The sequence below is a fragment of the Bacteroides sp. OM05-10AA genome (genome assembly GCF_003439055.1).
Classification (GTDB): domain Bacteria; phylum Bacteroidota; class Bacteroidia; order Bacteroidales; family Bacteroidaceae; genus Bacteroides; species Bacteroides intestinigallinarum.
This window is the reverse complement of sequence record NZ_QSUR01000022.1, coordinates 73,270-97,139: the sequence shown is the minus strand read 5'-3', so window position 1 is coordinate 97,139 and position 23,870 is coordinate 73,270. Positions and strand designations below refer to the sequence as shown.

The window sequence follows — 23,870 nt, the reverse complement described above, 5'->3', positions numbered from 1 at the left end:
TTTCTGGTATTTTTTTAAGTATTATACAAATGGAACATTCTTTCCATCGGTTTCCATTTCTCTGCGGAACTCATTCCGGGTGCGGCTTGTTGGAAGATAGCCATATATTCTTCCCACTCTTGTTGGCGGGGAAGGGTGTTCAGGCGTTCCATTGCCGTGTCCCAGTCAAAATCAAGGGGAGTTTCGACGATCATAAACAGTCGGGTTCCCAGGATATAAATTTCCATTTCCAGGATGCCAACTTCCCGGATACCGGCAAGAATTTCCGGCCATGCTTCCGCCTGGCTATGTCTTTTCCGATATTCGGCGATTAGTTCCGGAGAATCGCGTAAATCAAGGGTTTGGCAATATCGTTTGACGGGAACGTCATAAGATTGAACCTGATAACCGGTTTTAGATGTTTCCATATACTTTTATTTTTTAGGATAATATACTTGTGGTGTAACGCTGCGAGTGACAATTTCCCGCAATTCACGAAGATTGGCAATTTCTCCTTTAGCCATTGCCTGCGTAAGAATGTTTCCCATTGCAGTGGCTTCCACCGGACCTGCATAAACAGGAATACCGAGTTCGTCAGCTGTCAGTTGGTTGAGCAACTTATTTTGTGATCCTCCTCCGATGATATTTAACTGACGGATTGGAGCAGGGAGGCAGCGGTTGAGCTGTTCCACAGCCAGCCGATATCTGAAAGCTAATGACTGGAGCACACATCGTACAGTCTCTGCCTTGTTTTGGGGAATTTGCAAAGCATGATTCCGGCAATAATGAATAAGCGCGTTCTCCATATTTTCCGGATTCATGAATATGGTGTCGTCTACAGGGATGATTGTATCAATCTCGGCTTCAGCTGCTTGCGGGATGATTATATCATAATCTTGTTCCTCGCCACACGCTTTCCACTCGCTCATCAAGCGTTGCAGAATCCATAATCCTGTTATATTCTGGAGGAAACGGATTTTACCGTCTACACCTCCTTCATTGGTGAATTGAGCTTTTCTTGCTTCTTCCGTCAATATGGGTTCGTCCACTTCAACTCCCAGTAACGACCAAGTGCCGGAACTAAGGAAAGCGATGGGACTTTCTGCAGCAGGAACAGCAGCTACGGCACTGGCTGTATCATGTGAACCTACGGCAATAACGTCTACGGCACCCAGTCCGGTTTCGCGTGCAATATCCTCTTTTAGAGTGCCTCTGATTGTTCCGGGAAGAATGATTTCACCGAACAGATGCTCGGGAAGACCTAAAGTATGTATGGTATCGAATGACCAGTTGCGTGATTGGGCGTTGAGTAATTCAGAGGTGGAGGCGATACAATATTCATTATTGGCTACCCCTGTCAGGAAATAACTGAAGAGATCGGGCATGAATAAAAGTTGCCGGGCAACTTCCAACTGTGCATCTTGATTTTGTTTCATACTGTAAAGTTGAAACAGCGTATTGATAGGCATCACCTGAATACCGGTTTCGGCATAATGTCGACGTTCATCCATACACTTGAATACTTCTGCCGGCATTCCCTCCGTTCTTGCATCCCGGTAACAGACAGGATTTCCTAACAGGTTCCCATGTTTGTCAATCAGTCCGAAATCCACTCCCCAAGTGTCAATACCAATACCTTTTACGGCATATCCTTTTTGTGCAGCCAGTTTTAGTCCGGTTTTCATATCTTCGAACAGAGCCGGGAAGTCCCAGTAAATATGATTGCCTAGTTTGACCTGCCGGTTGGAGAAGCGGTATATCTCTTCCAATTCCAGCCTGCCGTTGAGAAGAAAGCCGGCGATGATTCGCCCGCTGCCGCCTCCGAAGTCTGCTGCTAAATAAGTGTGTTTGATGGTATCTTTCATGGTAATATGCCTGGATATTAGTTGGTTTTCTTTCCTAATACGTAGATTTCCAGGTCTTCAATTTCTGCCGGTGTGAGCACTGAATAATCACCGCCGGATTGAACAATGATGCGGCAAGCCATTTCGAAAAAAGTAGCCCGTTCATATACTTGGTCGAAGTCTTTTCCGCACACCACTTGTCCGTGGTTGGTCAGTAAAACCGAGTTATGCTTTTGCATGGCTTCTACCACGGCTTTCGCCAGTTCCGGTGAGCCGGGACGATAATACGGAATCACAGGTATTTCCGAACCTACATGGCAAGGAATTTCTGCTGTTACGTTGAAATTTGCCGGCTTGTTCTTCATGCAGGAGACAGCGGTGGCATATTCCGATTGGAAATGGAGAACGACATTGACGTCCGGACGTTCACGGAGAATCCCCAAATGGAATGTACTTTCCATAGAGGGTTTTACACCATTGGCAGGAATGCCGCTGGCAATATGGCAGATTGAAACCTTTTCTTTGCCAAGTGTGGGAACCCAGGAACCCGTACCGGAAATCAATGCTTCTTCGCCGATTCTCCAGGAAAGGTTACCGCTGCTGCAAAGCATTAACTTTGCATCCCCGTAACGATGTGCTTGTGCAATGAACTGTTCAATATGTTCGTTAGTAATCATAGTCTTACTTATTTAAGTCGCTGTAGGGGGCGGGGCTATCCCGACATTTGTTATGTGTCGGGTGGGGGACCCCGTCCCTACGAACGGCAAAGTTAAAATATTTATTTATACAGGACGAAAAAAACTTGTTTATTTATAAATAGGACCATAAGTTGCACAAGCTCTGTAATCTGATCCTTCTTTGTCCATGCCGAAAGCATTCCAGGCAGCCGGGCGGAACATCTGATCTTCTTCTACATTGTGCATACATACTGGGATGCGGAGCATGGAAGCAAGAGTGATTAAGTCCTGGCCGATGTGTCCATAGCTGATGGCGCCATGATTGGCTCCCCAGTTATTCATGACTGAATATACGTCTTTGAAAGCCGGTTTATCACACAAGCGCGGTACAAACCAGGTGGTAGGCCATGTCGGGTCTGTACGCATATTGAGTTTCTGATGGATTTCCGGATCGATTTCCACTGTCCATCCTTCTGCAATTTGCAGGACAGGGCCTAAGCCTTTAATCAGGTTCAGACGCATCATGGTTACAGGCATTCCACCTTTTGACAGGAAGTTGGACGAGAAGCCGCCACCACGGAAGTAGTCACGATCTGCCGGATACCAGGTTGTTGCTTGTAGACAGTTCTCTACATCAGCATCCGTCAGATTCCAAGGTTCTTTCATAACCGGATTACCTTTTGCATCTAATGATTGGCCGGAACCGTCGAGAGTCGTTGCACCGGAATTGATAAGGTGGATGATACCGTTGGCTGCTGCACCGCTCAACTCTTTGCCGGTTACACGTTTTACAGCTTCAGGGCTCCAGTATGTACGTACGTCGGAGAATATTTGTGCGCGGTTGGTCAATAGATGTCCGAACAGCATGGCTACACCGTTGCAAGCATCATTTTCGGTAGCTACCACAAATGCTTCACGGATGCCGTTCCAGTCGAAAGAAGTATTGAGTAAAGCTTCCGGATAGTCACCGTTAGGATAAAAGTCCGTCCATTGACGTTGTCCCTGAAAACCGGCTGCGATAGCATTGTGTCCCAAAGCTTCTTCCTTGAATCCCATTTCTTTCAGTTTGGGATTTCCGGTCATCAGGTCGCGCATGATAATTGTCATCTTTACAATGAATTCCCAGTCTGCATCTTTCTGTTCACGGGTTTTACGTTTTTCAGGACGGTTCTTGAAGTCTTCACCTTCGTTGGTCTTGCAATGTTTTTCAGTCCACGCCATTGCCTTGGCATATTCTTCGTGGTCATAGATGCCTTCATCCATCCGACGGATGATTTCTGTGAGGTCTATTGATTCATTACGCATCCCCAGATATTCCTGGAAGAAATCAGGATTGACGATAGAACCGGCGATACCCATGGATACACTACCCATTGACAGGTAAGATTTGCCTCTCATGGTAGCTACTGCCTGTGCAGCGCGTGCAAAACGAAGAATCTTTTCCGATACATCTTCAGGGATTGTATTATCGTCCAGATCCTGAACATCACGTCCATAGATACCGAATGCAGGAAGACCTTTTTGTGCATGTCCTGCCAATACCGCTGCCAAATATACAGCCCCCGGACGTTCTGTACCGTTAAATCCCCAAACAGCTTTCGGATAATGAGGATTCATATCCATTGTTTCTGCGCCGTAGCACCAGCAGGAAGTAACGGTAATAGTAGAACCTACTCCTTCTCTTTCAAACTTTTCCGCACAGGCGGCACTTTCGGCTACGCGTCCGATAGTACTATCGGCAATGACACATTCTACCGGGCTGCCATCACCATTTTTCAGGTTACTGCTGATTAACTCGGCTACTGCTTTAGCCAGATTCATTGTTTTTTCTTCAAGGCTTTCGCGAACGCCACCCTGGCGACCATCGATTGTGGGACGAATCCCGATTTTCGGATACTTTTTCATGGTTTCTATCTATTAAAGGATTAATTAATATCTGTGCTGAACTGTGCTGACGGTGTCGCAAAAAAAATTAAAGCGACTTTCGAAGCCTTACTTCCGTCGGCAAGAATTTTTGTACCGGTACATTATTGAGAACGAAATTGGCTGCTTCATTTCCCATCATTTCCCAATCAATACTCAATGAGGTTATTCCTTCGTCAATCACTTCGTAAGAAGGAATATCATTGTATGCCAACAGGCCGAAATCCTTTCCGCATTTCAGTCCTTCCAATCTGCCTTGCTTCACTACTTTTACTACATCTTGTTGCTTGATAGCGATGTAGGCAACTCCCTTGCGTATTGTCAGATTCTCGATGTCCTCCTGAACCTCACAGAGAAATCCCTGTTCCTGACAGAAACGGGTGAAATATTCCTTGCTGCTTTGAGGGTGTTTCAGGTTTTTCGGAAACAGAAAAACAAGTTGGTGATAGTTTTTCAGTCTTTCCCTAAGCAAATGCAATGCCTGATAGAAAGATTCATCGAAATCCTGGCAGATATATGAATACTTCTCTTTTTCGAATTTGCCGAAATCAAGAAGTAGCAATTTAGTGGGATTAATTTTATTGAGAACTGTGCTAAATTTCTCGTTATCAAAATTCATCACGATGTATTTGTTGTATTTTCCTATGGATTCCCGGAGGATGGTGTTGAACAGCCGTTCGTTGTATTGATGAAACAATAAGTCTACCTTATAATTAATAGGCAGGTGTCTGACGAAACTGTTGTATAAAGCTTCTTTGAAAGGAGTGTATTGGTCGAGCAGCAATAAAACATTGGTTACCTGGCTCGTCACGTAATATCCTTTTCCGGGAGTGGAGTCGATCAGCCCTCGTTCGCGTAAATCAAGGAAAGCCTTGAAAACGGTGTCGCGTGATACTCCGTATTGAGCACTCAACTGATTGATGGAAGGCAAAGAATCTCCTTCAAGAAATTCTTTCCTGGAGATCGCCTGGCTAAGTGCATCCGCTAGTTGCGTAACCTTGCTCGACTGTTGTCCGAATGTTGCCTTTTTATCAGTTCGTTTCATGCTGTAAAAATGAGTAATACTGTGCTGAACTATGCTGATACAAAGAAAGACATTTTATTCTGAAAGAGAATAATTATTTGCTATGTTTTATAGCATAAAGTAATAAAAAAATCCCCTCCGGCGAACCGGAGAGGATTATAGCTTTTTCCTAATTTCTTATTCGGAATCTGCTGAAATTTATTCAGCAGCAGCTTCTGTTGCAGGAGCTTCTTCAGCCGGAGCTGCAACTTCCTCTGCAGGTGCTTCAGTAGCAGCTTTTTCAGCAGCTTCAGCAGCTTTCTTTTCAGCGAGTGCTTTTGCTTTCACTTCGTTGATCTTCTTTTCTGCTTCCAGACGTGCTTTTGCTTCAGCTTTCTTAGCTTCGTCTTGTTTAGCTTTCAAAGTAGCCAAACCTGACTGTTTGTTGTTTTTCCAAGCTTCGAATTTAGCTTCAGCTTCTGCTTCTCCGAATGCGCCTTTTGCTACACCGCCCAGAAGATGTTTCTTCATGTAAACTCCTTCACGAGAAAGGATGTTACGTACAGTGTCACTTGGTTGTGCACCTTTCAGTACCCATGCCAATGCAGCGTCGAAATTCAAATCTACTGTAGCAGGATCGGTATTTGGGTTGTAAGTACCAATCTTCTCAATAAATTTACCATCACGTGGTGCTCTGCTGTCTGCAATTACAATTGAATAGAACGCGTAACTTTTACGTCCGTGTCTCTGCAATCTGATTCTAGTTGCCATTTTTAATAATTGTTTTTAATGATTGATTTGAATTATGCTATTATCTCGTAATAGCGGGCACAAAGATACGGCTTTTCTTTTGATTGACAAACATTTCGCATCTTTTTTACGAATACCGTTTCGGATAGCGGAACAATATAGCGAGCAGGGCGCATGCTCCCATTGCAAACGGATAATAGAGATTGCTGATGATACTGATAGGGGAGATGCCGGCAAGTCCTGCTGCAATCAGCATCTGTGCTCCATAAGGAATAATTCCTTGTATCAGACAGGAAAAAGTATCGAGGATACTGGCTGTTTTCCTCCGGTCGAGATGGAATTTTATGGCAATATCTTTGGCAATCGGTCCGGTTGTGATAATGGCAATCGTGTTGTTGGCAGTACATAAATTGGCGATGCTTACCAGGGCGGCAATGCTTAGTTCGGCACCTCTCTTGCCATTGACGTGGCGGGTAAGTTTCCGGATGATGAAATCGATGCCACCGTTATAACGGATCGTTTCGAGCATACCTCCGGCCAGTAGAGTGATGATAATCAATTCTCCCATGCCTGTAATTCCCGTTCCCATGGCACCGAACCAGTCGAATATGCCGAAGCTGCCGGTAGCGATGCCGATGATGCCGGTTGTCAATATACCTATTATAAGTACGAGCATTACATTCATGCCGGCAACGGCTGTTCCTAATACTATTATATAAGGTATCACTTTAATCCATTCGATGGTTTGTGTTTGGGCGGGAGCAGTAATGGACAGTCCCTGGAATATATAAATACCCAGTACGATGATGGCTGCCGGAACCACTATCATGGAGTTTACCCGGAATTTATCACGCATTACACATTCCTGGGTTTTTGTCGAGGCAATGGTGGTATCGGAGATAAAAGACAGGTTATCTCCGAAAAAGGAGCCGCCTACTACAATAGCTACCATAAAAGGGAGTGTTATTTCCGTCTTTTCTGCCAATCCTACGGCAACAGGAGTAAGGGCGACAATGGTTCCCACGCTGGTTCCGATGGATAAAGAGATGAAACAGGCGGCAATAAAGATGCCGGCCAGCAAGAGATTATCCGGAAGGATATGCAGTGTCAGATTGACGGTGGCATCGATTGCGCCCATTTGCTTGGCGCTTTGCGCAAAAGCTCCGGCAAGAATGAATATCCATATCATCAGGAGGATATTCTTATTGGCAGCTCCTACCGAGAATTGGTAGATACGCTGGTCCAGTTTCAAGCCGCGTGTAATGGCGATGGCATAGCAGGAAGAGACGAGAAAGGCCACAGTGATAGGCACCTTATAAAAGTCGTTGACGAGGATGGAAGTCACCAGATAGAGGCAGAGGAATACGAGTAGCGGACTCAATGCCCACCAATTTCCGGGACGGTCTTTATGTATTTTTTCTTCAGTCATAAATGGACGTTGGGGTATTTATTTTATTCTAAAATTAAAATAGCGGTGCAAAAGTAATGTTTTTTGCAGGAAGTGGCAAAAATGAAGCAGCCTTACTCATAATTTATAGGTCGCAACATAATAATCCCCTTGTTTTTAACCTTAATCTATTACAATATAAGGAAGAACAAGGGGAGACTTGAAAAGGTTTCAATCGATCAGATTTTCAACTTTTATTTTCTATTTTGAAACGATCTCTTTTGTTTTTTCTCTTTGATTTAAGTGGAGGGGATGTGTGAACCAAAAACGGCTGCCGGTTCCCATTTCGGATTCGACGCCGATAGTGCCGCCGAGATGTTCAATGATACTTCTGCAAATAGACAGGCCTAAACCTGTACCTTTTGAGAAAGAGTTCAGTTTTACAAACCGGTCGAATACCTGATTTACTTTATCGGGGGCAATTCCCATACCTGTATCCGTAACGGCAAACTCTATTTCATTACTCTCTTTTTTGTAGTGGTATTCTAATGTAATCTGTCCTTCATTGGTGAATTTGAGAGCATTGTTTATGAAATTGGTGATTACCTGCATTAACCGCTTTTTATCGGTATAAATATAATATTGAGGTAAGTCCGGAGTCAGCAAAACGGGGACGGGCTTATCTTCTTTTATATCATAATTGCGCATTATATCTTCACAGAAGCTCTTGATGTCCAGATGATCCATGGTGAAGTCGAGTGTTCCGGCCTCTATTTTTGATAAATCGAGAATATCAGATATCAGTTGCAAAAGAAGTTCAGTGTTTTCCTGCATGATATCGACATAATCCTGGCGTTCTTTTTTGTCGTCCGATTCGACCAGCAAACTGGCAAAGCCGACAATTGCATTTAGCGGAGTACGGATTTCATGACTCATATTGGCGAGGAAAGCCGATTTTAAACGATCCAGGTTTTCCGCTTTTTCTTTGGCTATTATTAGTTCTTCCTCAATGGTTTTCTGATGGTCAATATCTACGCTGGTGATAACGTGTGCAATCTGTCCGTCGATCCAGGCAAATGCTGCACTGAACACCCGGAACCAACATTTGTCGAACGGGCGTTGGTAATCCCAGGAGTAGACTTTGGTCGGTTGACCGTTTTCGTCAATCAAATGTTTTTTAGGGCAAAACTCACATTCTCCGGTTTTATCTTTATATAGAGCCTGCCAGCATTTTTTTCCTTCAAAATGTTCGATGCCTCCATAAGGAGCAGCCATGGATTCATTGGCATATAGCATATCATGAGAATCGAAAGAGTTTACATAGATGTCAACCCCCATGTTATTCATGATGCTGCTTAAAGTCTTGCCTGCCCGCACTTCTCTTTCCTTATATTCACGCACTGCTATTTCCTTGGAGAGTGATCCCAAAATGAGATGAATCATTTGCAGTTCCTCATCGATGAAAGATATTGCATGCTCCCTGTCTGCAAATCCGATGAATCCGATGATTTTTCCTTCGGAGTCTTGAATTTGCCGGATCAGTAAAGAATCGACTCTATAAAAATCAATGATGTCCACATCATCCCAGGAAGTATTTTGGGTTCTGCAAGCATAAAAAGGTTTGCTTTTGCCATTTGCGTGGGCAATATGTTGATTGCTCATTTCACTGATTTCAAAACGCTGGCGTAGGATATTGTCGCTATTACCAATTGTTTCCTTTAAATAAAAGTAGCGAAATCCATCCGTTTGATAAATGAATGCTCTTTTAAAACCATAGTATTCGCAAATATCCGTAAGTGATTCTGTGATTTTTTTCTCAATAGAGTCACAGCTATTCAGTCTTTCTAAAAAATGAAGTAAAAATGCATGGTAATTCTCTCTCTCTCTAATCATATTGTTTTAGGCATCTTGTTTGGTTATTTAAACTCGAAAGGAGTATGCAGTTTATCTCTTTCAAATCTTCAAGCTGCTAATATACGGACTTTTAAAAAATGATGAACGCTGTTTCGGATTTTTGTAATGTTCCGTTTTTCTTTTTCTTGGTACGAAAAGAGAATGTAATATATGATATTTCCGTTGGATTTTAGTTAACTAACAACGGGCTTTTGAGAAATAAAGGAACAAGTTTGTATGGATTTGTTGAATTGAATAATGTTTGGGGAAGTGAGTCGGCCTTTGATTTTTCGAATCTGTAAGTGATTGATTATTAATGCGTAATAAATGTGCATTTTTCCTTTAAAACCAACGGGGCGTTCCTTTAAAAGAAACGCCCCGCTGCACACCGAGAAACACACCGTTCCTTTTAAAGGAACGTGCTTCTTTGTCTTTGGGTGCGTGGATTAATACAATAATGTTTATATTTATTGTTTTATATCTACGCTACGAACATTATTTTAATGCTTTGATAACCTGCGGCATCATTGTCCAAATGGTATTTTCATCTTGAGCAGTGAAAAAGTTACCATCTATCTCTGATTTCTCATCAGTAGCTGTTCCGTTTTGAATGGCTGGTTTGGCTAATGGGTGAACTGCTACTTTCTTGTCTTTGGTAATTCCTGTAAAGTCAAACATCATTGCGCCGGCACAATGTCCGATCATCATTTTTCCCTTATCTCCGAAAGTTTTAATGACTTGCATTAAATCTACATTGTAGGGCTTATCAGCATTCTGCTGAAATACAGGCACTGCATCGCCACATGAGAAAACGAGTGCGTCGAATTCATCTTCGTGTCCCTTCAAATTAGCGATCACGTCATCTACTGTCAGGCTGATTCCTGAATTTGTTTTAATATCCTTCGCATCCGATACGGCAAATACTTTATATGAAATGCCATTTTCGAAAAATGCTTCCAAATATTGGAATAGTCCACAACCATTTACCGGATTCACTGCTAAAACTGCCACTTTCTTTGCCATAATCATAATTATTTAAATGAAACAATAATTATTATTAGTAAGTTTATTACTTTTGTGATGCAAATGTATCTTTCTTGTTTGAGAAATACAATAACTTACTTGAAAATAAGGAAGTTACATAAAGGTAACTATTGCTGAATTTCAATAAAATACAAAACGTTAAAGAATGAAAAACTTTCATCCGACAGGAAATTGTCCGATAAGAGATGTGCTAAGCCGCTTGGGAGACAAGTGGTCGATGCTGGTGCTTATTACGTTGAATGCTAATGGCACGATGCGTTTTAGTGATATTCATAAAACGATAGAAGATGTTTCTCAAAGAATGTTGACCGTTACGTTACGTACTTTAGAATCAGACGGATTGGTGGAGCGGAAAGTGTATGCCGAAGTACCTCCCCGTGTGGAGTATTGCCTGACAGATACGGGTGGCACTTTGATTCCTCATATTGAAGGACTGGTAGGATGGGCATTGGAGAATATGGATACTGTTTTGGAACATAGGCAAATGAATCAGCAACATGAATGAATTGGCAATGGCAGAAATGAATCAGATAGAAACGGAGTTGATTATGCTCGGAACGGGCAATGCTACCGTTACCAAATGTTATAATACCTGTTTTATCCTCCAAACGAAAGAGACTGTATTACTGGTCGATGGAGGTGGTGGAAATGGAATCTTAAACCAATTGGAAAAAGTAGATGTACCCATCGACAGTATACACGATATGTTTGTGACGCATGCACATACCGATCATATACTGGGGGCTGTCTGGATGATACGTATCATTGCACAGCGGGCATCAAACGGGCATTATTTTGGAACATTCCGTGTGTATGGACACGACAAAGTGCTGATGGTGCTGGAGCAAATATGTCGAATGACGCTGCCTGTTTCGGTTATGAAAGCTATCAATAAACATATTGAGTTCTACGAAATAAAAAACGGAGATACTCTTCAGCTTGGTGATTTGAGTTTACAATGTTTTGATATTGCTTCCACCAAAGAAAAACAATACGGTTTCCGGGCATTATTACCTAACGGCAAATCTTTGGTTTGTTTGGGAGATGAACCGTATAATGAGCAAGTTCGCTCATATACTGAAGGTGTGGACTGGCTATTGTGTGAAGCATTCTGTTTATATAAGGATCGCGAGCGTTTCAAACCTTATGAAAAACATCATAGTACTGCACTGGATGCGGGCAGACTGGCACAACAATTAGGAATAAAGCGTCTGTTATTATATCATACAGAGGATAAGACATTAGCCACTCGTAAGGAGTCTTATACGGAAGAAGCGTCCCGGGAATTTTCCGGACTGGTATATGTGCCTGATGATCTGGAGAAAATACTTCTTTAAAGGTTAGAGGGAAGGACTTTGCAGCAAGTCGCTCGATGAGTGGATAAACAGGTATATTAGTACATACATTTGATTATAACACCATTCAAATATTTAAGAATATGGAGATAAAGCTAGTAACTTCAGATAAAAAAGAATTTCTCGAATTATTACTCTTGGCTGATGAACAGGAAAGTATGATTGACCGGTATTTGGAGCGCGGCGATATGTTCGTTCTTTATGATAACGGATTGAAAGCTCTTTGTGTAGTGACTCGTGAGGGGGAAGGTATTTATGAAATCAAGAATATTGCTACCGTTCCTTTCTTTCAACGGCAGGGGTACGGAAAACGTTTAATCGAATTTTTATTTGAATATTATCAGGGAAAGTGTTTTGAAATGTTAGTGGGTACAGGCGATGTACCTTCTTCCAGATTTTTCTATGAACACTGTGGTTTCACGGTTTCTCACCGGATAAAGAATTTCTTTACTGACAACTACGATCATCCGATGTATGAGGATGGTGTGCAGTTGGTGGATATGATATATTTGAAGAAAACATTTTAGTGTGTAACGATGGAAATGGATATCAATCATTTGGTGAAAAAATATGGAAATATGATTTCCACGATTGCTCACCGGATGATTCAGAATAAAGAAATCGCTTGCGAAGCAGCGCAGGAAGTGTGGTATGAACTTTGCAAAAGTATCAGTAGCTTTAAAGGCGATTCGGAATTTTCTACGTGGATATATACTATCGCTCGTCGCACTATAAGCAGGTATGCGGAATGTGAACGGCAGGTGAGAATGTCGGAATTTGAATATTTCCGTTCGTTGCCGGAAATCGAATACTCGGGTGGGGAAGAAGCGAAGCGGGAGTGGATAAAAGAAAGATGTGACTGGTGTATCACGGCTTTGAATCATTGTTTGAATAATGATGCCCGTCTGATTTTTATCTTTAGAGAAAATGTCGGGTTGCCTTATCGGCAGATTAGCGAAATCATGGAACTGAAAGAAAGTAATGTGCGGCAAATTTATAATCGTTCCATTCAGAAAATCACTGCTTTTATGAATGATACTTGTCCGTTGTATAATCCCGATGGTGCTTGTAAATGCCGCATTTGTAAACCGGTATATTCTATTGATATGGATAAAGAATATGCAACAGTACAACGAATGATGAGGCTTGCCGATTTATATAAGAAGTTTGAAAAAGAACTTCCAAGGAAAAATTATTGGGAGAAATTTTTGCAGTAAGTTGTCACAAAGCTCATTTACTTTTCCACTAACTATATGTATAATTTAAAAACATATAGTTATGAGTAAAATTGATTTTTTGAAGGAGCAGATTATAGAAGCTCGCATATTTGTGAATCGTTTGATGTCTGAATTGCCGGAAGATTTGTGGTATGTTATTCCTGAAGGAACAGATTCTAACTTTATCTGGCAAGTGGGGCATCTGCTTGTTTCGCAGAATTTCCATACGTTGACAGCTGTTACCGGTGTGAATGAAAGGGTAGGAAAGTGGGTGCCTATCCAAAAATATAATAGAATATTTAATGGCATGGGGACATTGCATCGTTCCATAGAGAAAGATTTGATTCCGGTTGCTGAATTGAGAGAACAAATGGAAATCGTTCATCAGATCTGTATCGAGAATCTGGGAACATTGAATGATGATGTTTTGGCAGAGTGTTTGCAACCCCTCCCGTTTAAACATCCTGTTGCAGAAATTAAATATGAGGCATTGTCGTGGAGCTTTAAACATGAAATGTGGCACAGTGCAGAAATGGAAGCTATCAAAAGAGACTTGGGGTATCCAATCGTTTGGATGAAATAAAAAAGAGCTTTGTTCGTTTATGTTACTGTATGAATGAACGGTTTATTTATATCCTTTTATTGTATGAAAGTGCATTTCTCTATTTTTACATTCGAAGAAGACATTCTTAATAAACGCAATTTTGGTTTATAATAAACTTTAGGGTAGTTTATTATAAACGGTATCAGAGTTTATTAAAAACTATTTTAGTCGTTTGGGGAGATTATAGAAAAAGAAATGTGTATAAATACAAACAAAATAGGGCAATGATCGCCAAATCATTGCCCTATGATATATCTGTATTGATCCTAAATAAGATCAGTTTAAAAGCTTTTTATGTATCTATTTTTCTTGTTATAATCATGTCGTTTATAGATTTTGTTTTCTCAAAGATACAAAATAAAAAGCCGTTTGTCAAGTGTTTCAGAAGAAAAGCCGGTTATTCATTGAACCAGTCTATTTTCTTTGAGAAATACATCACTATTGCCAGTATAATAAACAGTCCTAAGCTGCCTGCCAATAATGCGAAAGTCTCTAGTTGGATAAGAACAAATATATAGATATAGAGTATACCCAACAATCCGGACATGATTAATGACGGTTTCTTTCTCCTGGTGATTCCGAGCATATATCCGCCTACCAGTGCAATGGTCAGTGCAGAAGATAATAAATAGGCAGGGTTGAATCCGATGTGTTCGGAGAAGGAGAGGAGCAAACTGTAGAATAGACAGAGTGCCAGTCCTACCAATAAATACTGCAAGGCATGAATACGGGTCTTATTCATAATTTCGGTGAAGAAAATCACTCCGAAAGTCAGTAAGATAATCAGGATTGCATATTTTGCAGAACGCATGGACTGTTGGTACTGTTCCACCGGGATTTTGAAGTTAACACCGAAACTGGAGTTCTCAATGTCCTTGATGTTCGAGTTGTTGTAGTCAACCATCACTTGTGAATAATTCCGGTTCAAATTTAAAACCTGCCATTGTGCAGAGAATTCTTTCTCTGTAATGTTGCGGTTATTGGGTAGATAGTTACCGGTAAAGCTAGGCGTATTCCAGTTGGCTTTCAGATCTACACGGGTTGTTTTACCCAATGGAATAAAGTTGAGTGACTGCGAACCTTTCAGTTTGATTTTTATTTCATAAGGTAGTTTTTTATTCTGTTTCAACTCCGATAAGTTTGCGATTGCATGGACTCCGGTGTTATCTATTCCTCTGTTGTCCATACCCGGTTCGAATATATAAACAGAATCTCCCAAAGTGATGCTGATTTGTTCGCTGATACCCCGCATATCGGTCAGGTTCAGGCAAATAGCCGCCCTGTCAAACTGCAACTGTTCCATATCTATTCTGCTCTTTTTCAATTCTTCCGAACTGAATGATCCTTTCAATGTCAGTTCCGATTGATATACATTGACCTCGTAGATACTTCTTTTCAGAATTTCAGTTTTTAGTTGCCCGCTGACCATAAGCTCATCGGGAAAAAGTATCAGGTCTTTGGTAGAAACCTTCTTCTCGCCGTTATTTTCAATGACGACCGGATACTGGAGATTTAGGTAGGGGCCCGTGATGGTCTGTGCCAGACTCCATTTTTCACTTACCTCGTCGATAGCTTCTTCCTGGGTTCGTCCCCGTTCGGAAATAAGATTTTCAATCATGAACATCGGTATCATCAGGAGAAGAATTAATAACCCGATGATGACAACCTTGATTGTTTTGGAGAAACGGTGGAGGCATCCCATAGGTTGCTGCGCCTGTTGCTCATTTGAATTTTCATTGAAACCGTCCATAAGCCAGTAGTGTTTTGATGAATTATTTATTTTGATTTTAGAAATTTCTCTAAAGCTTCAATATGAGATTTGAAAGCTTCTCTGCCTTGCGGGGTTGCTTGAAAAACAGTTCGTGGCTTTCGTCCGACAAAACTTTTGTTGCATACGATATATCCCAGTTCTTCCAGGGCACGGGTATGGCTGGCAAGATTGCCGTCTGTCAGAGAGAGCTGCTCTTTCAGAAAATTGAAGTCGGCTTCCTCATTTACCATCAGAATAGCCATGATACCGAGCCGGACCTTGCTTTCGAATGCTTTATTAATATATTGGAATGCTTCTATCATTTATGATCTTTTTCTTTCGTAGTGTAAATAGAACAATATGCCATAAAGAATATGGAAACCGCCGAAACCGATGGTCCAGAACAGTAGTGAATGACCTTCCCAAAAACAATCTACGACTCCCAGGCAAATGAAAGCATATCCTAACCATACGATACTGGAGTAAGTGAACTTGGATACGTTGACCAGTGCCAGTCCGTAAAATAAAAGCATGACGGAAGCCAGGATGTCATAATACTCATGCATCATGATGGAGATGCATAAAACACCTCCGGTCAGCATCGGAAGAGAAAAGTTCCACAATGCCCGGTAGGTGAGGCGGCTGAAAAATTTCTGTCCTGTCTTCTTGGATTTATAATAGGACAGGATGCAGGCGGTGACCGCAGCTGCTACCAATACGAGCGAGGCTATAATAGCCATTAGTTCGAGAGCAACAATTAAATGTGTGCCCGGGGTAATAACTTGTGTGGCGATGTATGCGCCAGCTAATGCGTAAATGCCCGCCATGATTGCAGCGAGACCACTTAGAGAGATAAACTTGGAGGACTTTTCCATCAACTCTTTTATCTCATTTACCGATTCTAATGCTTTATCTTTATTCATATAAAAAGTACTTTGTGGTGCAAAGTAAAATAAAAGATTTCAGATGAACAAACTTTTTGCCTGAATATTTTAATGGTAAATATTTGAATGGTATGATAAGGTGTTAATATACAGTTGTTTAATGAGTGAATGAACGAATGGTCAGAAATTATGTAAAGAGGGTTTGAAAATGAAATTAGTCAAACGTTTGACTAATTCGGAGGAAATACCTAACTTTGCCGCCGAAACGAAACAGGTAAAAAGAGTATAGAAAATGAGAGAAGGAGCAGAGTTTAGAGAACTCATGTTGCAGATTGTTCGTACCCGTATGGCTTTCCGCCGGTCTATGCAACGGACATTGAGAAAAAATAATGCGGGTATTACGTTTGAGATGCTTCAGGTATTAAGTAGTTTATGGCATGAGCAGGGAATTAGTCAGCAAATATTGGCGGAACGCATTGCAAAAGATAAGGCATGTCTCACCAATTTGATGAATAATCTGGAAAAGAAAGGGTATGTTCACCGGAAAGAAGATCCTGCCGACCGTCGTAATAAACTGGTGTTCCTGACTCCCGAAGGGGAAGAATTTAAAGAACAGATTCGTCCGATTCTCGATCAGGTCTATGTATACGCAGAAAAGATTGTTGGTATAGAGAGCATTGAAACTATGTTGTCTGAATTAAAGAGTGTATACGATGTACTTGAAAATGTATAAGAAGTATGGGGCGGTTTTATCTAGCCTGTTTTTGGCTGCTCAATCCATAAATGCACAAACAGATTCTTTGTTTCTCACTATCGATCAGCTTTTTGAACGGGGAGTACAGCATAGTCTGCAACTTCAGGCGGATGTAATGAAAGAATCTATGGCGCAGGAGCGGATACGGACCGCACGGTCTGCACAGTTACCGGAACTGCAGATCGGACTGAAAGGGGGATTTGTAGGGCAGCCTGTTGTTTGGGAACGGGGATTATCCGATCCTTCATACCCGGAAGCACCGGACTGGTCACAAAATTATGCGATTGATCTGGCACAGCCTCTCTATCAGGGTGGTAAAATCCGAAGTGCCATTCATAAAGCGGATATAGAAAAGCAAGTTGCCGAACTACAAACGTTGACCGATGAGGCGGAAATAAAGTTACGGTTACTCAATCAGTATATGAACTTGTTTAGTCTGTTTAAGCAGCATGAGATACTGACACGGAATATTGAAGAGTCGGAACTCCGGTTATGCGATATCCGGCGAATGAAAAAAGAGGGGCTGATTACCAATAATGATGTATTGCGGAGCGAAATGCAGCTGACTAATGACCGACTGTCTTTGGAGGAAGCGGAAAATAGCATTGCGCTTGTATCGCAGCAACTCAATATCTTGTTGGGGCAGGATGAGAACTTGTTATTACAACCGGATACAACCATTCTCTATCAGGCAGTTGCTTTGCAGTCCTATGATGACTATATTGTTCAGGCGTATGAAAATGATCCGGCGATGAGGCTACTTCGCGCACAGACAGAATTGGCAAGGAATGAAATCCGTTCTGCCCAATCCTTATCTCTTCCCAGTGTGTCGCTATATGCATCGAATACATTGGCACGTCCCGTTTCACGTACATTGGCGGATATGTATAACAATAACTGGAATGTGGGCGTATCGGTTTCCTATCCTTTATCTTCACTGTACAAGAACAATCATAAAGTAAAAGAGAGTAAACTGATGGTGTCTTTGCGGAAGAATGAAGAAGAACAGAAAATGCAGGGAATCCGCATGGATGTACGTTCGGCATTTTTACGCCACAGGGAAGCGTTGCAGAGGGTAGAGGCTCTAAAACTGTCTGTCCGGCAAGCGGAAGAAAATTACCGTATTATGCAGAATCGTTATCTGAATCAACTGGCTATCCTGACTGATTTACTTGATGCGAATTCCGTCCGTTTGAATGTGGAATTGCAGTTGGTCACTGCACGCACTCGTGTGATTTATACTTATTATCAACTTCAGAAGGCTTGTGGACGTCTTTAATAAACAGAACAGATATGGCAATTGAATGGAAAGAAAAACAGAAGAAACTGAAAAAAGTAAGAGTTCGTAATATCGTTTTAAATTTAGTATGTGTCTGTTTGGCTGTCTCCGGACTTTGGTGGACTGCTAATTACTTCTGGCGTTATGTGAACTACGAAGTGACTAATGATGCTTTTGTAGATCAATATGTAGCTCCTTTGAATGTCCGGGCTTCGGGTTATATCAAGGAGGTCCGTTTTAAGGAACATCAATATGTCCATCAGGGAGATACTCTGCTGGTACTTGACAATCGTGAATATCAGATTAAGGTAAAGGAAGCGGAAGCTGCATTGTTGGATGCACATGGTTCGCAGGATGTTCTTCATTCGGGTATTGAAACTTCCCATACGAATATTGCCGTGCAGGATGCCAACATCGCTGAAGCGAAAGCGAAACTCTGGCAATTGGAACAGGATTATCATCGTTTTGAACGTTTGTTGAAAGAAGAATCTGTTCCGGAACAGCAGTATGAGCAAGCGAAAGCTGCTTATGAGGCAGCAAAGGCACGTTATCAGGCATTGGTTGCGCAGAAACAGGCGGCATTATCACAATATGCGGAGACAAGTAAGAAAACAACCGGTACGGAGGCTGCCATTTTGCGTAAAGAAGCAGACCTGGATTTGGCTAAGCTGAATCTGTCTTATACGGTTCTCACTGCTCCTTATGATGGATATATGGGTAGGCGTACGCTTGAACCCGGTCAATATGTGCAGACCGGACAGACTATTTCATATCTGGTGCGTAACAAGGACAAGTGGATTACCGCTAATTATAAAGAAACGCAGATTGCTAATATCTATATTGGCCAGCAGGTGCGTATTAAAGTAGACGCAGTGCCCGGAAAGATTTTTCACGGGGAAGTCACTGCAATTTCCGAGGCAACCGGGTCTAAATATTCCTTGGTTCCTACAGATAATTCTGCCGGCAATTTTGTAAAGGTGCAGCAGCGAATCCCTGTGCGTATCGACTTGGAAGATGTTTCTCCGGAAGAAATGGCACAGTTGAGAGCCGGGATGATGGTGGAAACAGAAGCTTTACGCAGATGATTACCATGAAGGAATTGGAGGCACCTGTTCGTCAATGGGTGCCCGATTGGCTTGGGCTTATCAGCATTTTTATCGTGATTCTTCCGGTCACTATGCTCAATGGCTCGTATACAGGCAGTATGCTGGAAGTGTCGAACACGCTGGGTACTAATTCGGAAGATATTACGATGGGGTATTACGCTGCTTCGGCGGGTATGGCTATTGCATACCCGATTATTCCTAAAGTGTTGGCAGCCTTTTCCGTGAAATCTCTGTTATTGATTGATTTAGTACTGCAATTCTTCTTGAGCTGGGTTTGTGCACGTACGCAAAACGCAGATATTTTGATTGTTTGTAGTTTTGCTGTCGGTTTCTTGAAAGGGTTTCTTATGTTGTGGTTTATTCGTTATGCCCAGAAGATTTTCAGTCCGAAGAATGTGCGTAGCGAGTTCTATTCTTATTTTTATCCGTTGGTTTACGGTGGGGGACAAGCTTCAATGCTGGTAACGGCTTTACTGGCGTATCATTATAACTGGAAGTATATGTACTACTTTATGATGGTATTGATCTTGATTTCCATTCTGTTTGTTATCATCTGTTTCCGGCATAACCGTCCCATAAAAGCTGTCGCATGGTCTGATCTGCATATCCGTGAGATGTTTGTTATTTCAGCCGGGTTACTGATGTTGATGTACGTTATCAATTATGGCAAAGTGCTCGATTGGATGGCTTCCGGCAAGATATGTATTTATATTGTAATAGCACCTATGCTGATTGCGCTGTTCATCTGGTATCAGAGCCGTTCGGAGAATCCTTATGTAAGTCTGGCTCCTTTATTCCAACCCAAAGCAATTGTGGGCTATTTTTATATGATGCTCGTGATGTTTTTCAGTACATCAACCACTTTGCTGACTAACTATCTGACTGTTATTCTAAAAGTAGATACTACGCATACCTATTCTCTTTATATTTATTTGCTTCCGGGATATGTAGTCGGCGCCTTTATTTGTTTTTGGTGGTTTCGCTGGCAACGGTGGCGTTTCCGTTTTCTGATAGCGGGAGGAATGAGTTGCTTTGTGATTTTCTTTGCCATTTTGTATTTTGGCATTTCTCCGGATAGTACGTATGAGATGCTCTACCTGCCTATCTTCTTTCGTGGTTTGGGTATGTTGACTTTGATTATTGCTTTTGCCCTGTTTGCCGTGGAAGACTTGAATCCGAAATATTTATTGTCGAATGCTTTCTTCCTGATTATTTTCCGTTCCGTGCTGGCACCTATCATGGCGACTTCTTTTTATAGTAATGTACTGTACCGACTGCAACAAAAATATATGTATTCTTTGTCGGAGACTATAACTGCTGCTAATCCATTGTCGTCAGCACGCTATAGCCAGTCGCTGAACAGTGCGATGACACAGGGACATCCGTATGATGAGGCTGCGCAGTTGGCAACCAACTCCTTATATAATACACTACAACAACAAAGCCTGTTGCTGGCACTGAAAGAGATTCTGGGTTATTTGTTGGTTATATCTGTTGTCATAGCTGTGATTTCTCGTTTTATTCCTTTCCATAAAACAATCCGCGTTACGTTTAAGAAAACAGGCGATGATATGGTATAACAAAAAAAGAGTTGCTATCCCGTTCAATTTATCATTGAGTGGAGGATAGCAACTCTATCGTTTTAACAATGTATCTTTTATCTTCGATATATTGGTAGTATCAGATAGCGACCTGTTTACAAGGTTACCCCTGTTTTAAAGATAGCAATTTCGCGATAGCCTTTCTTTTCGTTGTTTACGAATTCACCGCTTGCCACTTTGATGATATAGTCAATGAAGCGTTCACAAGTCTTTTCCATCGGTTCGTTTTCTACAATCACACCAGCGTTGAAGTCAATCCATCCCGGTTTGTTTTTAGCCAGGGTTGAATTAGTGGAAATCTTCATGGTCGGAACAAAAGTGCCGAAAGGAGTACCGCGTCCGGTGGTGAAAAGTACCATGTGGCATCCACTTGCTGCAAGAGTAGTGGCTGCAACCAGGTCATTGCCCGGAGCAGAAAGCAGGTTGAGTCCTTTTTTCTGTAAACGTTCGCCGTAAGGCATTACACCGGATACATAGCTTTTTCCACATTTCTGGGTACATCCCAGTGCTTTTTCTTCCAGAGTAGAGATACCACCGGCTTTGTTGCCCGGAGAAGGATTTTCACCGACAGGCTCTCCATGTGACAGGAAGTATTCTTTGAAGTCATTAATCAGATGGACAGTCTGTTCAAACAGCTCTTCGTTTTTACAACGGTTCATCAGGATCGTTTCTGCACCGAACATTTCCGGAACTTCAGTCAATACGCTTGTACCTCCCTGTGCAATCAGGAAATCGGAGAACATGCCCAACAATGGGTTGGCCGTAATGCCGGAGAAACCGTCAGAACCACCGCATTTTAATCCCACACGAAGTTCGGACAAAGGTACATCGGTACGTTCGTCTTTAGAGGCTTTTGCATATAAATCACGCAGGATTTCCATTCCTTCTTCATATTCGTCACCTACCTTTTGGGTAACCATAAATTTGACGCGGTCTTCATCGAACTCGCCCAGGAATTCACGGAATATATCCGGCTGGTTATTCTCACATCCCAAGCCTACTACCAATACAGCACCTGCATTGGGATGGAGCACCATGTCACGAAGAATCTTTTTCGTATTCTCGTGGTCGTCACCAAGTTGCGAGCAACCGTAGTTGTGTGGGAAAGCGACGATGGCGTCCACTCCCTTACCTTCGGTTTCGCGACGCAGTCCCTCGGCCAGTTGTCCGATGATACCGTTTACGCAACCTACAGTCGGGATAATCCATATCTCGTTTCTTACACCTACATCACCGTTTTTGCGACGGTAACCTTTGAAAGTAAGATCTTTATGAGGAATATCTAAAGAAACCTGAATCGGGTTGTACGTGTAGTCCAACAATCCGGCAAGGTTGGTTTTGATGTTTGTTTCGTTCATCCAGTCACCCTGTTTCTTTGCCATTCGTGCATGTCCGATCGGGTAACCGTACTTGATTACATTTTCACCTTCCGCAAAATTCTTTAGTGCGAATTTATGTCCGGCAGGAATATCCTCGTTCAATGTAATCTCAATGCCATCTATAGAAAGATGCTCTCCTGCCGGGAGGTTAACAATGGCAACGGCAACGTTGTCGGCAGGATTAATTCTTAAATACTTTGTTTCCATGTAATGTACTTGTAAAGTTGTACTTTGTTGTTATTTGCTATGGTAATAGTCTATTGTCTCTACTGTTAACAGATCAATGGGCATATAGTTGATACGAGTCACTTCTTTCTTGAAAATAAGATGATCGCATAGAGCTTTGATGCCATTGGCTCCTTGCAGTTCCGGCTGCTGGGCGATGAGGAAGGAGATACTTCCTTCTTTCAGGCAGGTGACATTCCGTTCCAGAAGGTCATAGCCTATCAGATTGAAGTCTTTCTTTCCACGGCTTTGCAGGTACTCGCCAACGATGTAGGCTTTAGAGTTGAAAGTGATTCCGTTCTTAACCATCGGATAAGTGCGGAAGAATTCGTCCAGCATCTCGTTATCTTCGTCGTTGCGTTCGGCATGCAAGTCAAGTTCCAGTATAGTACAAGACGGATGATGTTCTTTCATGTACTGCCTAAAACCGATTTCTCTGTTCTCCTGCTGATTAGATCCTACAATTCCTTCATGTATTTTGCGGAAAATCACAATTTCCTTTTCCTCCCGTGCCAGTAACATCATCATTCGAGCAGCGAAATATCCGCTTTGACGTGAGTTCTGACCAAAGAAGGCGAGGGGAGGAACCTCTTTAATATTGGAGTCTATATATATATAAGGTATATCCAGTGCCTGCAACTGATCGGTGAATCCTTTCGTATATTGCGGAGCGGTAGGAGCTACCATCACTCCGTCCGGCTGCAGGGCCAGGATGGCTTCGCTGGCGTTGACGAATGAATGATAATCGTATGGATCGTAATAGTTGATTTTCACCGAAGTATTGAAATCCGAATAGGTCGCGATAGCTTCATGAATACCGATTTCTACAGCCGTCCAGTATTCGCCTTCCAGATGCTCTGGCAAAAGGCAGATAAACGTATACTTCTTGTTGGAAGCCAGAGCGCTGGCGTACATATTGGGCTGGTAGTCAAGCTGCTTCAGAATTTCTTCTACGCGTTTCTTACTGGCCTCCGATACTCCGCTACGTCCGTGAATAACGCGGTCTACTGTTCCCACTGATACATCTGCTAGACGGGCGATGTCTTTGATTCTGATCCTTTCGGGCAATTTATTCATACGATAACCTTTATTTATATAGGTTTTTGTGCTCGCACACAATAATAATCTTAATATTTTCGATACAAATATATAACAATTTTTGTAATTACGAAAATTGTTGTATCTTTGTGCCCGCACACGAAAGGTATGTAATGTT

At 42.0% G+C, this 23,870-nt stretch carries 23 protein-coding genes; 9 read left to right on the top strand and 14 right to left on the bottom strand.

Annotated features, from left to right (window positions below; translation table 11 throughout):
- Nucleotides 1–14 precede the first annotated feature (14 nt).
- The 9 genes from DXB58_RS17355 to DXB58_RS17315 all read right to left on the bottom strand — a co-directional run bounded on the left by DXB58_RS17355 (nt 15) and on the right by DXB58_RS17315 (nt 10,479).
- Nucleotides 15–407, bottom strand: a complete 393-nt coding sequence (locus DXB58_RS17355; protein WP_004300177.1) for an L-rhamnose mutarotase — start codon at nt 405–407, stop codon at nt 15–17.
- A 6-nt stretch (nt 408–413) separates the two neighbouring features.
- On the bottom strand, nt 414–1,844 hold the full coding sequence (locus tag DXB58_RS17350) for a rhamnulokinase family protein (protein WP_122137669.1): 1,431 nt from the start codon (nt 1,842–1,844) through the stop codon (nt 414–416).
- Nucleotides 1,845–1,861: 17 nt separating this feature from the next.
- Nucleotides 1,862–2,500 (bottom strand): class II aldolase/adducin family protein, encoded by a 639-nt coding sequence (locus tag DXB58_RS17345; protein WP_004308079.1) that lies wholly within the window; start codon nt 2,498–2,500, stop codon nt 1,862–1,864.
- A 129-nt stretch (nt 2,501–2,629) separates the two neighbouring features.
- The gene (fucI, locus tag DXB58_RS17340; protein WP_074638203.1) at nt 2,630–4,405 is read right to left on the bottom strand and encodes an L-fucose isomerase; all 1,776 of its coding nucleotides are present in this window, start codon (nt 4,403–4,405) and stop codon (nt 2,630–2,632) included.
- 67 nt (nt 4,406–4,472) lie between these two features.
- On the bottom strand, nt 4,473–5,468 hold the full coding sequence (locus tag DXB58_RS17335; protein WP_122137668.1) for a GntR family transcriptional regulator: 996 nt from the start codon (nt 5,466–5,468) through the stop codon (nt 4,473–4,475).
- 177 nt (nt 5,469–5,645) lie between these two features.
- Nucleotides 5,646–6,197: a 30S ribosomal protein S16 gene (locus tag DXB58_RS17330; protein ID WP_122137667.1), complete on the bottom strand. Its 552-nt coding sequence runs from the start codon at nt 6,195–6,197 to the stop codon at nt 5,646–5,648.
- Nucleotides 6,198–6,303: 106 nt separating this feature from the next.
- The gene (locus DXB58_RS17325) at nt 6,304–7,605 is read right to left on the bottom strand and encodes a Na+/H+ antiporter NhaC family protein (RefSeq protein ID WP_122137666.1); all 1,302 of its coding nucleotides are present in this window, start codon (nt 7,603–7,605) and stop codon (nt 6,304–6,306) included.
- A 219-nt stretch (nt 7,606–7,824) separates the two neighbouring features.
- Nucleotides 7,825–9,456 carry a HAMP domain-containing sensor histidine kinase gene (locus DXB58_RS17320; RefSeq protein ID WP_122137665.1) on the bottom strand — a complete coding sequence of 544 codons (1,632 nt, stop codon included), beginning with the start codon at nt 9,454–9,456 and terminating at the stop codon, nt 7,825–7,827.
- Nucleotides 9,457–9,951: 495 nt separating this feature from the next.
- A complete protein-coding gene (locus tag DXB58_RS17315; protein WP_122137679.1) occupies nt 9,952–10,479 on the bottom strand; it encodes a DJ-1/PfpI family protein in 528 nt (175 codons plus the stop codon).
- 166 nt (nt 10,480–10,645) lie between these two features.
- Here DXB58_RS17315 and DXB58_RS17310 point away from each other — a divergent pair, with 166 nt between their 5' ends.
- From DXB58_RS17310 to DXB58_RS17290, 5 genes are all read left to right on the top strand, one after another.
- On the top strand, nt 10,646–11,005 hold the full coding sequence (locus tag DXB58_RS17310; RefSeq protein ID WP_122137664.1) for a helix-turn-helix domain-containing protein: 360 nt from the start codon (nt 10,646–10,648) through the stop codon (nt 11,003–11,005).
- Entirely contained in the window at nt 10,998–11,837 is an 840-nt protein-coding gene (locus DXB58_RS17305; protein WP_233527317.1) for an MBL fold metallo-hydrolase, read from the top strand. Before DXB58_RS17310 ends, DXB58_RS17305 begins: the two co-directional genes overlap by 8 nt.
- A 101-nt stretch (nt 11,838–11,938) precedes the next feature.
- Nucleotides 11,939–12,382 carry an N-acetyltransferase gene (locus tag DXB58_RS17300; RefSeq protein ID WP_122137663.1) on the top strand — a complete coding sequence of 148 codons (444 nt, stop codon included), beginning with the start codon at nt 11,939–11,941 and terminating at the stop codon, nt 12,380–12,382.
- A 9-nt stretch (nt 12,383–12,391) separates the two neighbouring features.
- Nucleotides 12,392–13,072, top strand: coding sequence for an RNA polymerase sigma factor (locus DXB58_RS17295; RefSeq protein ID WP_122137662.1), 681 nt, complete (start codon nt 12,392–12,394; stop codon nt 13,070–13,072).
- Nucleotides 13,073–13,133: 61 nt separating this feature from the next.
- Nucleotides 13,134–13,655: a DinB family protein gene (locus DXB58_RS17290; protein ID WP_122137661.1), complete on the top strand. Its 522-nt coding sequence runs from the start codon at nt 13,134–13,136 to the stop codon at nt 13,653–13,655.
- Nucleotides 13,656–14,073: 418 nt separating this feature from the next.
- On the opposite strand, the gene creD is transcribed toward DXB58_RS17290, so the two are convergent.
- The 3 genes from creD to DXB58_RS17275 are packed head-to-tail and all read right to left on the bottom strand — an operon-like array spanning nt 14,074 to nt 16,349.
- Nucleotides 14,074–15,426 carry a cell envelope integrity protein CreD gene (gene creD / locus DXB58_RS17285; protein ID WP_122137660.1) on the bottom strand — a complete coding sequence of 451 codons (1,353 nt, stop codon included), beginning with the start codon at nt 15,424–15,426 and terminating at the stop codon, nt 14,074–14,076.
- A 26-nt stretch (nt 15,427–15,452) separates the two neighbouring features.
- Entirely contained in the window at nt 15,453–15,749 is a 297-nt protein-coding gene (locus DXB58_RS17280) for a transcriptional regulator (protein ID WP_004313179.1), read from the bottom strand.
- Nucleotides 15,750–16,349 (bottom strand): hypothetical protein, encoded by a 600-nt coding sequence (locus tag DXB58_RS17275; protein WP_074638475.1) that lies wholly within the window; start codon nt 16,347–16,349, stop codon nt 15,750–15,752.
- Nucleotides 16,350–16,602: 253 nt separating this feature from the next.
- Here DXB58_RS17275 and DXB58_RS17270 point away from each other — a divergent pair, with 253 nt between their 5' ends.
- From DXB58_RS17270 to DXB58_RS17255, 4 genes are read left to right on the top strand one after another with little or no spacing between them, the layout of a single operon-like run.
- Nucleotides 16,603–17,043, top strand: a complete 441-nt coding sequence (locus tag DXB58_RS17270; RefSeq protein ID WP_074638476.1) for a MarR family winged helix-turn-helix transcriptional regulator — start codon at nt 16,603–16,605, stop codon at nt 17,041–17,043.
- Nucleotides 17,024–18,343 (top strand): TolC family protein, encoded by a 1,320-nt coding sequence (locus DXB58_RS17265; RefSeq protein WP_122137659.1) that lies wholly within the window; start codon nt 17,024–17,026, stop codon nt 18,341–18,343. The genes DXB58_RS17270 and DXB58_RS17265 overlap by 20 nt, the downstream gene beginning before the upstream one ends.
- A gap of 14 nt (nt 18,344–18,357) precedes the next feature.
- The gene (locus DXB58_RS17260; protein WP_122137658.1) at nt 18,358–19,428 is read left to right on the top strand and encodes an HlyD family secretion protein; all 1,071 of its coding nucleotides are present in this window, start codon (nt 18,358–18,360) and stop codon (nt 19,426–19,428) included.
- Nucleotides 19,425–21,029 (top strand): MFS transporter, encoded by a 1,605-nt coding sequence (locus tag DXB58_RS17255; RefSeq protein ID WP_199487976.1) that lies wholly within the window; start codon nt 19,425–19,427, stop codon nt 21,027–21,029. The genes DXB58_RS17260 and DXB58_RS17255 overlap by 4 nt, the downstream gene beginning before the upstream one ends.
- 116 nt (nt 21,030–21,145) lie before the next feature.
- On the opposite strand, the gene DXB58_RS17250 is transcribed toward DXB58_RS17255, so the two are convergent.
- Nucleotides 21,146–22,636: a UxaA family hydrolase gene (locus DXB58_RS17250; RefSeq protein ID WP_117935793.1), complete on the bottom strand. Its 1,491-nt coding sequence runs from the start codon at nt 22,634–22,636 to the stop codon at nt 21,146–21,148.
- 30 nt (nt 22,637–22,666) lie between these two features.
- A complete protein-coding gene (locus DXB58_RS17245; RefSeq protein ID WP_004308063.1) occupies nt 22,667–23,731 on the bottom strand; it encodes a LacI family DNA-binding transcriptional regulator in 1,065 nt (354 codons plus the stop codon).
- Between the last annotated feature and the right edge of the window lie 139 nt (nt 23,732–23,870).